The organism is Kocuria sp. (genome assembly GCF_030536815.1).
Classification (GTDB): Bacteria; Actinomycetota; Actinomycetes; order Actinomycetales; family Micrococcaceae; genus Kocuria; species Kocuria gwangalliensis.
On record NZ_JAUNPE010000069.1, the window covers coordinates 1 to 10,317 of the forward strand.

The 10,317-nt window shown below is 65.1% G+C and carries 10 protein-coding genes; 5 read left to right on the forward strand and 5 right to left on the reverse strand.

The features are described 5' to 3' along the window. Positions 1 to 35: 35 nt before the first annotated feature. Positions 36 to 386, forward strand: coding sequence for a bifunctional 3-phenylpropionate/cinnamic acid dioxygenase ferredoxin subunit (locus tag Q4E95_RS07825; protein WP_303382779.1), 351 nt, complete (start codon positions 36 to 38; stop codon positions 384 to 386). Positions 387 to 396: 10 nt separating this feature from the next. Continuing rightward, positions 397 to 1,233 (forward strand): IclR family transcriptional regulator, encoded by an 837-nt coding sequence (locus Q4E95_RS07830; protein WP_303382767.1) that lies wholly within the window; start codon positions 397 to 399, stop codon positions 1,231 to 1,233. Positions 1,234 to 1,247: 14 nt separating this feature from the next. Here the strand turns inward: Q4E95_RS07830 and purU are convergent, their stop codons facing one another. Together purU and Q4E95_RS07840 are read right to left on the reverse strand one after the other, a co-directional pair. Beyond that, positions 1,248 to 2,150: a formyltetrahydrofolate deformylase gene (gene purU, locus Q4E95_RS07835; protein WP_303382768.1), complete on the reverse strand. Its 903-nt coding sequence runs from the start codon at positions 2,148 to 2,150 to the stop codon at positions 1,248 to 1,250. A gap of 40 nt (positions 2,151 to 2,190) precedes the next feature. Beyond that, a complete protein-coding gene (locus tag Q4E95_RS07840; RefSeq protein WP_303382769.1) occupies positions 2,191 to 4,680 on the reverse strand; it encodes an FAD-dependent oxidoreductase in 2,490 nt (829 codons plus the stop codon). A 173-nt stretch (positions 4,681 to 4,853) separates the two neighbouring features. Between Q4E95_RS07840 and Q4E95_RS07845 the strand changes: the two genes are divergently transcribed. Then, positions 4,854 to 5,537, forward strand: a complete 684-nt coding sequence (locus tag Q4E95_RS07845) for a GntR family transcriptional regulator (protein ID WP_303382770.1) — start codon at positions 4,854 to 4,856, stop codon at positions 5,535 to 5,537. Positions 5,538 to 5,545: 8 nt separating this feature from the next. Here Q4E95_RS07845 and Q4E95_RS07850 read toward each other — a convergent pair whose 3' ends face one another. Beyond that, the gene (locus tag Q4E95_RS07850; RefSeq protein WP_303382771.1) at positions 5,546 to 7,492 is read right to left on the reverse strand and encodes a penicillin-binding transpeptidase domain-containing protein; all 1,947 of its coding nucleotides are present in this window, start codon (positions 7,490 to 7,492) and stop codon (positions 5,546 to 5,548) included. A gap of 76 nt (positions 7,493 to 7,568) precedes the next feature. On the opposite strand from Q4E95_RS07850, the gene Q4E95_RS07855 reads away from it, so the two are divergent. Next, positions 7,569 to 8,411 (forward strand): LysR family transcriptional regulator, encoded by an 843-nt coding sequence (locus Q4E95_RS07855; protein WP_303382772.1) that lies wholly within the window; start codon positions 7,569 to 7,571, stop codon positions 8,409 to 8,411. After that, on the forward strand, positions 8,408 to 9,283 hold the full coding sequence (locus Q4E95_RS07860) for a serine hydrolase (protein WP_303382773.1): 876 nt from the start codon (positions 8,408 to 8,410) through the stop codon (positions 9,281 to 9,283). The genes Q4E95_RS07855 and Q4E95_RS07860 overlap by 4 nt, the downstream gene beginning before the upstream one ends. Before the next feature lie 46 nt (positions 9,284 to 9,329). On the opposite strand, the gene Q4E95_RS07865 is transcribed toward Q4E95_RS07860, so the two are convergent. Together Q4E95_RS07865 and Q4E95_RS07870 are read right to left on the reverse strand one after the other, a co-directional pair. Further along, positions 9,330 to 9,746, reverse strand: coding sequence for a hypothetical protein (locus tag Q4E95_RS07865; RefSeq protein WP_303382774.1), 417 nt, complete (start codon positions 9,744 to 9,746; stop codon positions 9,330 to 9,332). Beyond that, positions 9,743 to 10,317 (reverse strand): NAD-dependent dehydratase (locus tag Q4E95_RS07870; RefSeq protein WP_303382775.1); only part of this gene is annotated, 575 nt, incomplete at its 5' end. The genes Q4E95_RS07870 and Q4E95_RS07865, both read right to left, overlap by 4 nt.

The following is a 10,317-nucleotide window of genomic DNA, read 5'->3' on the forward strand; positions in this document are numbered from 1 at the left end:
CCCCTCATCCAGGACCCAGTGAAAGAACCGCGCCCATGCACAAGGTCTGCCCCCTCTCCGATCTCGAACCCGGAGACGCCATCCGCGTCGAGACGACCCCGCCCATTGCGGTGTTCCACACCGAGGAGGGCAAGCTGTACGCCCTCGATGACACCTGCACCCACCAGGACGCCTCCCTGGCCGACGGCTGGGTCGAGGGATGCGAAGTGGAATGCCCGCTGCACGCGTCCAAGTTCGATCTGCGCACGGGGCAGGTGGACGCGCCCCCGGCCAAGTTGCCCGTGCGGGCGCATCGCGTGGAGGTGGTCGACGGCGTCATCATGGTCGAGGAATCCAGCGAGCGCCCCAACCTGCCGCCCGGGCTCACCGTGAGCGGCCACGGATAAGATGACGGGCATGGCCTCCCCCGAGAAATCGTCCTCACAGCCGCCCTCCACACCAGTGGATGCGGCGGCCGGGGACGGCGTGACTCCGGGCGGCGTCCAGTCCGTGGACCGGGCCATCACCGTCCTGGAACTCCTGGGGCGACTGGGCACTGCAAGTGTCGGCCAGGTGGCCGAGGAGCTCGGGGTCCACAAATCCACCGCGTCCCGGCTGATCAGCGCACTGGAATCACGCGACCTGGTCATGGCCAATCACGAGTGGGGCAAGTACGAACTCGGGTTCGGCATCCTACGCCTGGCCCATGCCATCCCGGCACGATTGAGCCTGGTCGCGGAGGCCCAGACCGAGGTTCGGCGGCTGGCCGACGAGTACCGCGAGACCGTTAATCTCGCCGTCCTGCGGGAAGGCGTTGCGGTGAATGTGGCCCAGGAAATCGGGCCCACATCGCTCGGCACCCACGATTGGATCGGTAACCTCACACCCCTGCACGCCACCTCGAGCGGCAAGGTGCTGCTCGCGGCGCTTTCGTCCGCAGAGCGCGCGGACCTGATCAAGAAGACCCGCCTCACGTCCTACACCGCGCGCACAATCACCTCTCGCCGCCACCTCGAAGAGCAATTGATCGACGTCGCAGCACAGGACTACGCGACCGTCCTGGAAGAACTCGAAATCGGCATCAACGCGATTGCCGTTCCCGTGCGCGACCACCTGGGCACGGTGGTGGCCGCGGTCAGCATCTCCGGTCCTGCCTTCCGGTTCACCGAGGACACCATGGTGGCCATGAGCGAGGATCTCAAGGCCTCCGGGCTGGCCATCAGTAGACGCCTGGGCTACGACCCGCGGGGCTAGTCAGGCTCGCCCGCTCAGCGCAGCACCACGGTACTGGGGCCCTGCAGGATCACCCTGCCTTCGCAGTGCCACTTCACGGCATCGGACAGCGCCTTGCATTCGGTGTCCCGGCCTGCGGCCACCAGGTCCTCCGGGCCGAACGTGTGGTCCACCTGCACGGTTTGCTGGGCAATGATCGGGCCCTCATCGAGTTCCGCATTGACGTAGTGCGCGGTCGCCCCCACGGTCTTGACCCCGCGTTCATAGGCCTGGTGATAGGGCTTGGCGCCCTTGAAGCTGGGCAGGAACGAATGGTGGATGTTGATCACCCGCCCGGACATCCGCGTGGCCAGCGAATCGCTGAGCACCTGCATGTACCGGGCCAGAACCACCAGGTCCACCTCGAAGCGATCCACCAGATCCAGCAGGCGGGCCTCGGCCTCGGGTTTGGTGTCCGGGGTGACGGGCACGTGGTAGAACGGGATGCCGTGCCACTCGACCAGCCGTTGATGGTCCAGGTGGTTGGACACCACCGCCACGATGTCCACGGGCAATTCGCCGGTGCGGCTGCGGTACAGCAGGTCATTGAGGCAGTGGCCGAACTTGGAGACCATCACCAACACCCGCCGCTTGGCCCCGTGCACGTTGAGTTGCCAGTTCATCTGGAACCGTTGCGCCACCGGTTCCAGGTCCGCGTACAGCGCGTCGCGGTCCAGGGTTTCCCCGGCCCTCGGAGCCACGTGGACGCGCATGAAGAAGTGCCCACGACGCCGATCGTCGAACTGCGTGAGCTCCACAATGTTGCACCCGTGATCCAGGAGCACCCCGCTCACCGCGTGCACGATGCCCAGGGTCTCGGGGCAGTCCAGGGTGAGCACCAGTTCCGACGACCCCGCTCGGGGCACGTTCGCTTCTGTGGTTTCCATCGTTGCGCTCATTACGCCACCTCCTGGGATGCGAATTCGGTCATGGTATTCATCAGCCGCGCAGCCGGGTCATCTCCGGGTCGAAGAGCGGATCCGCCGTGACGGTCGCGGGGATGCGGGTGCCGAAGTACTCGATCTCCACCTCATCCCCGAGCTGCACCGAGGACGGCAAATACGAATAGGCAATGGGCTTGCCGAGCGTGAAGCCATAGGCGGCGCTGGTGACGTACCCGGCGGGTTCGCCGTTGTGGAACACCGGTTCCTTACCCAGCACCATGGACTGCGTCCGGTTGATGACCAGGCACCGCAGCCGACGGGCCACGGTCTCCTCGGTGAGACCCTCCAGGGCGTCCTTACCGACAAAGTCTCCCTTGTCGTTCCTGACGGCGAACGACACCCCGGCCTCGTAGGGATTGTGTTCGGTGGTCATGTCCGTGCCCCACGCGCGGTAGCCCTTTTCCAATCGCAGGGACGCGAACGCTGCCCGCCCCGCCGGAATGATTCCGTGCGGTTGACCCGCTTCCCACAGCACATCCCACAACCGCTGGCCGTTGTCCGCGCTCGTGTAGATCTCCCACCCCAGTTCTCCCACGTAGGACAGCCGCATGGCGGTCACCGGAACGCCACCGATACGCGCCTTCTTGGCGCGGAAGTACCGCAGGGCCTCGTTGGAGAAATCGTCGTCGCTCACGGCGGTGACCACCTCGCGGGCCAGCGGCCCCCACAGGCCGATGCAGCAGGTACCGCCGGTGGTATCCCGGACCTGGACCCAGCCACCGGGCGCAGCGCCGTCGGTCTGGGCCTTGGCCTCGCGCGTGAGGTAGGCCAGGTCGATATTGCCGTTCGCCCCGACCTGGAACAGTTGCTCTCCCAATCGTGCGACCGTGATGTCGCTGCGGATCCCGCCCTGCTCATCCAGGAGCAGGGTGTAGGTCACCGCGCCGGGCTTCTTGTCCAGGTTATTGGTGCTCAGTCGCTGCAGGAGGGCCAACGCACCGGGGCCGGAGACCTCCAGGCGTTTGAGCGGCGTCATGTCGTACATGGCCACTGCGGTACGGGTTTTCCACGCTTCGACGGCGGCAATGGGCGAGTGGAACATTTGCGACCACGCGTCCCGGGCCGGCGGACGCCACTCGGTGGGCAGTTCCTTGAGCAGACGGGCGTTGGACTCGAACCAGTAGGGGCGCTCCCACCCGCCGGATTCCAGGAAGTAGGCTCCCAGCGCCTTGTGACGCGCGTGGAACGGGGTGACCCGCAGGTCCCGCGGGGACAGCCGAGGTTGCAGCGGGTGGAGCACGTCGTAGATTTCCACGAAGTTCTGCTGCGAGGTTTCGCTCACGTAGGAGGGGCTGAGCTGCACCTCCTCGAAGCGGTTCACGTCGCACTCGCCCAGGTTCGTTTCGGAGCGACCCGTGGTGATGAGTTCGGCCATGGCTTTGGCCACGCCGGCCGAATGGGTGACCCACACGGCCTCCGCAATGTAGAAGCCATCGACCTCGGAGGACTCCCCCATGAGGGGGCCGCCGTCCGGGGTGAAGGAAAAGATGCCGTTGAACCCGTCCTCGATCTCACTGTCGCGCAGCCCGGGCAGCAGGTCCCGTGAGGCCTCCCACGAGGGCATGAAGTCCTCCGGGGTGAACTCCAAACGCGAGGGCATGTGCTTCTCGTTGATGTCCTGCGGTGCATAGCTCCCCAGGTCATCGGGATCCACCGGCATGGGTCGGTGGGCGTAGGAGCCGATGCCGTACCGATCGCCGTGTTCGCGGTAGTAGAGGTCCTGGTCCTGGAAGCGCAGGATCGGCAGGCCCGCGCCATTGGGGTGTTCGTTGCGGCCCGCGAGGTCCGGGACGGGAGCGGTTTTCACGTACTGGTGGGCCAGCGGAAGCAGGGGCACGTCCATGCCCACCAGCCGTCCGACCTTGGGGCCCCAGAATCCCGCGCAAGAAATCACGATGTCCGCCGGCACGACGTCGTCCGCGGTGCGCACGCCCGTGACCCGGCCGCCGGACTGTTCCACGTCCACCACCTCGGTGGAACCGCGGTAGGTGACCCCGGCCTCGGAGGTGCGCTCGATCAGCAATTGGACCGCGCGGGCCGCGAGCGCCAGGCCGTCGCTGGGGACGTGGAGCCCGCCCAGGACGAGGTCCTCATTGATGAGCGGGTAGAGCGCTTTGCATTCGGCGGAGTCCAGCAACCGGCCGTTGATTCCCCAGGAGGTCGCGTAGCCGTGCTTGCGATGCAGATCCGCCCAGCGGGTTTCGGTGGTGGCAACCTCCAGTCCGCCCACCTGGTTGAAGCACGAGGTGCCGTCCTTCTGGAGGGACTTGAGCTTGGTCACCGTGTAGTCCGCGAACTCGCTCATGGTCTTGGAGGGGTTGGTCTGGAACACCAAGCCCGGCGCGTGGGAGGTGGACCCGCCGGGCATGTTCAGGGGGCCTTGATCAAGGACCGTGATGTTGTTCCAGCCCCGGGCCACCAGCTCGTCCGCCAGGTTGGCCCCGACGATCCCGGCTCCGATGATGACAATGCGCGGTGTGGACATGTGCTTCTCCTGGGATGGGTGCGGTGCGGAAGCGGTGAATTGTCGGGAGTCCGGTAAATGGTCCAGGCACATGTACACCTGAGCTGAACAACTTATATACTAGAGTTTCATGTAGCGTAGATAACACGCGTTCGCCGGTCAAGGGTGCACTGAAAATCAATGTGGGAGGTCCCGTGGACGTGAGCATTATCGGGGCGGAGCAATCGACACCCCGGCGAACCTCGCTGGCCGATACGGCCTACGAGGCGCTACGTCAACAACTACTCACCCTCGACATCCGTCCCGGCGACCCGCTGAACGACGCCGCCCTGGCCGAGGGTCTGGGCATGGGCCGGACACCGGTGCGCGAGGCCCTGAAACGACTCGAGGCCGACAAGCTGGTGGTGAGTTACCCCAAGCGGGGGACCTTTGCCACGCGGGTGGAAATCACCGATCTGGTCTACGTCTCGGAAATCAGGATGCAATTGGAGCCGATGGCGGCTTCTCGGGCCGCGCGCGTGGCGTCTGCGGCTACGCGGTCGGAGCTGGCAAGTCTGCAGGAGCAGCTCCGCAACTTCGATATCGAGCACGCCAGCGTTACGGACATCCTGACGTGCGATTCCATGGTGCACCGGGCCGTTTACCGGGCCGCGGGCAATCCTTATCTCGAAGACACCCTGGTCCGTTACAACAACCTGGCCACCCGCATCTGGTGCATGGTGATCGACCGGTTGCCGCGTCTCGCCGAGCACGTCCAGGAGCACATTCAGTTGCTGCAGGAAATCATCGACGGTCACGAGGACCAGGCCTCCGCGCTGGCCCGCCATCACGTGGAAGGGTTCGAAGCCGCCGTTCGTTCGGCGTTGTTCGCCGCCTGACTCCCGGGTCAGGGGGCCGGCACGTGACTGCCCGCCTCATACGCTGCATCCAAGAACTTTTTGGCCAGCGGCGCGCCCGTGACCGAGCCGTAGTCGCCGTCCTCCACGAACACGGAGAACGCAAGATCACCCTGCGCCACGATTACCCACGAGTGTGTCCGGGGGAATCCGCCCCGGTCGGGGTCCGGTTGACCGAACTCCGCCGTGCCTGTCTTACCCAAGACCTCGCCTCCCGGGTGGTTGTTCAGTAGGTCAAGGTGTCCCTCAGTGACAACGGCTCGCATCAGGTCTCTCAACTGCGTGGCTTCTTGGTCGGTCAAATTTGTCGGCAGCTCTCGGGCGGGCTTCTCTTCAGGCACCAGCTGCGGACACACGGCGCGCCCTCGAACCACGCTCGCGGCAAAAACCGCCATGCCCAGCGGAGAGGTCTGAATCCTGCCTTGGCCGATCATCGACGCCGCGTGTTCGGTCCCCGCATCATCACGCGGAATATTGCCGGAATACGCGGGAATGCCCAGATCCCAGTCCGCCCCGATACCGAGAGCCTCCCCCGCGGATGCCAGGTCGCTTTGGCTCACGGAATCGTGCTTGTCGATCAACGCGGTATTGCAACTCTGCGCGATCGCCTCCCGAAGGGATATATCGCCCAGGTGGTCCGGCAAATAAGTTCCGGCGTTCTTGAACGTCTGTCCGTCCACGGTGATGGATTCGGAACACTGCACGGTCGATTCGGGTGACGCGCCGTGGCGCAGCAACGCCAGCGACGTCGCAATTTTGAACGTGGACCCCGGCGCGTACTGGCCCACCGTGGCCGTGGGGTATGAATTCCCGTCCGGCCCGGAAGCCACCGCTAAAATGTCACCCGTCGAGGGCCGCACCGCAACGATCGCGCTGGGGCTCGCCGTATCCTTGATGATTTCCTCGGCAGCTTTCTGCAAAGCGACATCAAGTGTCGTCTTCAAAGGACTCTTGGCCGGGGCCTTCTGCTCCCACAGCGGTCCCGTAGAGACCGGCGGCGCAGAGCCGTCCAGTTCTCGGATCGTCACTCGCAACGACGGCGCCGCGCGAAGTTTCTCGTCGAAGGCCTCCTGTAGCCCTCCCGCGCCGATCCACTCGACATCCTTGATCTCCTCGCCTTTACTCTCGACGTCTTCTGCGGTGGGGTGACGCACTGCCCCCAGTACAGCACCGGCAAAGCCCCGCTGCAGAGACAGCGGCATGGTGTTGGTCAGAACCACGTAGCCGTCAATGGTCTTCAGCGCGGCCGCGTCCAACTCGAGGAAGTCCGACCGCCGTAACGTGAGGGCGTCCACGAATGCTTGGGGACCGTACGCCGCGACTTTCTCCTGGTAGCCCTTGGGGTCGATGTCGAGCACAGCGGCAAGCTTGCGGGCGGACGCCGCGGCCTGGTCATCGGTGAGGCCCTCCTTATTGATCCCGGGCAGGTGCACTTGCTGGTCCGACACCAGGGCGACGCCGTTCTGGTCGAGTATCTGCGCGCGCTCACCCGGGAGGGTGGCCAGAGCAAGCCCCTGCCCTTCCTCGAGGCCAGGGTGCAGGATTGAGTCCTCCCACCGCACCCGCCATTGTCCGTCACTTTTCGCCAGCTGGGCCTGGGACTCATAGGTCCAAGTCTGCTGGGGATCGGTGGACGGCCAGGTGAAACCGATGCGGGCGGTGGCTGCATCATCGCGTTCATCGATCTCCCGCACTTCCACGTTTGGGCGCAGCGACCCTTTCATCCGTTCGGCAAGGAACGCACCCGTGTCCGAGGGCGCGGACACTAGGGGAACCCCGGCGATATCTCCTTGATGCAGGGCCGTTGCCAGCCGCTCCGCAACGTCCCGGGGGCTCTCCGAACGCCCCGGGGAACAAGACGTCAGCACCGCGGCTGACACGCTTGCCACTCCCAGCCCGGACCAGATGAGGAACGTTCGTCGGTTGGTGGATTCCATGCCTTTGAACCTAGGACTCGCAATCGCCATAGGTCCAATATGATGAGTACCCAAAGTCCATAAGCAGGGAGTTATCATGGCGGTCAATGTGACACGTCTTGCCACGTGTTTCGTGGCCGTGAGTGAACACCTGCATTTCGGTCGCGCTGCGGAGCATCTTGGAATGAGCCAACCCGCCCTCTCGCAAGCCATCCGGCAGCTTGAAACCGTACTGGGATGCCAACTGTTCATCCGATCCGGCTCCGGCGTAAGTCTTTCCCGAGATGGCGAGACGGCTGTGCGGCGAGCTCGCACCCTGATCAGGGCCGAGCAGGATTTCGTGGCCACCCGTGATCGGGCGGTGCCCCTGCTGGGGATCGCCCATGAGGTGCCCCAAGAGCTGGCACTTGCTCTGATCCAACAGCTGCAGCCAGTCACGGCCGTACGCCTCTCCAGCGCGCAGTGTCTGACGGGCGTGCGTTCGGGAGCGCTGGCCGCCGGCGTCGTCCTCACCCCAGCCCTGTTGACCGGCGTGAAGCCACTGGTCGGCGCCGCCGCGCAGGTAACGCTGTGGACTACCCGGCACGGCGGGGCCGTCACCACTGCCACGCAGTTTCGCTCGGCGGCGGGGACCGAATTGGCTGTCTCACCGCGGCGCTGGAACACGGCCGTTTCGCAAGAAGTCCAGGACGGGGTGCGTCGCGCCGGGGCCACCGCTGTCCTCACTGAGGTCGATGACGATGTGGCCGCGTTCAACGTAATTGCCCGCGGCGGGTGCGTGCTCAATTTAGGCCGTCAAATTCCCGGATGCACACGCCGGCGCGTTGATCCCGCCCTGCTCCGGGTTGGATTTCAACTCATTGTTCAGCCCAGCATCCGGGACGACGCCGGGTGGGCGGAAGCCTTCGCCATGGTGTTCAAACACCAGGATCACTCATGACCTGGCTTGAGGACTCACTGGAACAGATTGCCGACGACGCCGCCGTCGAGTTCGCCGTCAGCGCCCGTCACCTCGGTACCGGCGCGAGGTTCGACGTGCGCGCGGATGTCCCTTGGACAGCAGGATCGACGTACAAGCTCATCCTGGCGGCGGCCTGGCTGGAGGCGGTCGCGGAAGGGGTGGCAGATCCACATCGCCGGGTTCTGATCGATGAACACGCCCGCCGGGACGGGCCAACGGGACTCTCGCTCACCGATGATCCGGTGGAACTCAGCTACCGGGATCTGGTGCGGTCCATGCTGATCGTTTCGGACAACACGGCAGCTCACTGGATCTGGTCGGATCTCAAGGCCGAGTACGTTCAGTCGAAGTTGAACGCCTGGAGCGCGACTGCCTCGAGGATTGTCGATACCGGGTGGCAGGACTTCTCGCGCGTGGAACTGGGCAGTGGTGATGATCTCTGGCCCGGTGAATTGGAAGCTTTCACGTCTGAAAAGACCGACCTGCAGCTTTTCAGCGTCACCTCCGCCTCCGATCTGCGCGTCATTCTGGAGCGACTGTGGACCGACCAGCTCGCGACTCCGGCGCTCTGCTCCTGGCTGCGAAGTGTCCTCGGGCAGCAGCTCTTTCGACATCGGTTGGCAAGTGGGTTCGACTACGACGGCGTGGAGGTTGCGGGTAAGACCGGCACCTGGGGGCCGTACCGCCATGAGGCAGGGGTGGTCTCCCACCCCGGGGAGCCCCCGGTGGTGATCAGTGTGATGACCCGCTCCGCACGCGCCGCCCAACAACAACCCCTGGCCCATGCTGCCGTGGGCCACATCGCGGCTGCAATCGTCCAGTCAATGAGACAGGGGTGGGCAGGCGAATAACCGAGGGCCCTGACGTGGCCCTTAATCTCGCCCCGCTCTCGGTCAGTCAGGCCTGCGGGGACAGAGATTCATGGGCCTCCGCCAACACGGCCGCCGTCGTCTCGTTCGCCCGACACGTGGACATCGGCACCTGCCCGAATTCTGCACGCGGGATCGGCTCGCGACATAACCGAGCCGTTCGATTCACATCCCAGTCAACGTATACATACCAGCCATCGGGTTCTTCGGACACCGATCTGACCACGCCCACGGCGCACACCTCCTGCCGCTTGGACAGGTACGCCCAGATCAGGTCGCCGGATCGCATGCCGCGATAGCCGCTGCGCAGACACCACCGCTCCGCCCGCTGGGAGCGCCCGATGGCCTCCCACACAGCGGTGGCATCGGAACGGGTCAGCCAGTCCGCCGGTTGGAACTCCAGGTGCGCCGCCGGGTTGATCGGCAGCAACCAGTGCACGCTCACGAGGAGTCCTTGGTCGAAAGCAGGGCGGCATATCCCTCGCGATAGGTCGGGTAGCGCAGCTCCCCCACGAATTTCTGCATGCGAGAACTGTCCAGCACCTTGCCGCGCGGCGCGTTATCAGCAGAGGATGAACTGTCCGGCGGCACGGGCACACCCAGCAACCCGGCGATGTGCGCGGCCACGTCCCCCAGCACCGCGGGCTCGGTGTCCACGGCATGCACCAGCGCGGGCGGTTCGGGAGATTCCAGCACGGTGTGCAGCACAGTCACCAGGTCGTCCCGGTGGATTCGATTGGTCATCCGATTGTGGGTCAGCGCCTCGCCGCGGCGCACGCGATCAATCAACGACGTGCGTCCGGGTCCGTAAATTCCCGCCGGCCGTACGATGATCACGCCGGGGAACAGTTCCGCCGCCAACTCCTCGGCCGCCAGCAAGACGCGGGCTGTATCCCGTGCGGGAGAAGGTGTCGCCTCTTCCGTGACAACCTCCCCGTCACCACCGCCCAGCACCCCGGTCGAGGACACCAACACCACGCGCTTGGGCGCACTCCCGCCAGAACTCAGCGCTCGGT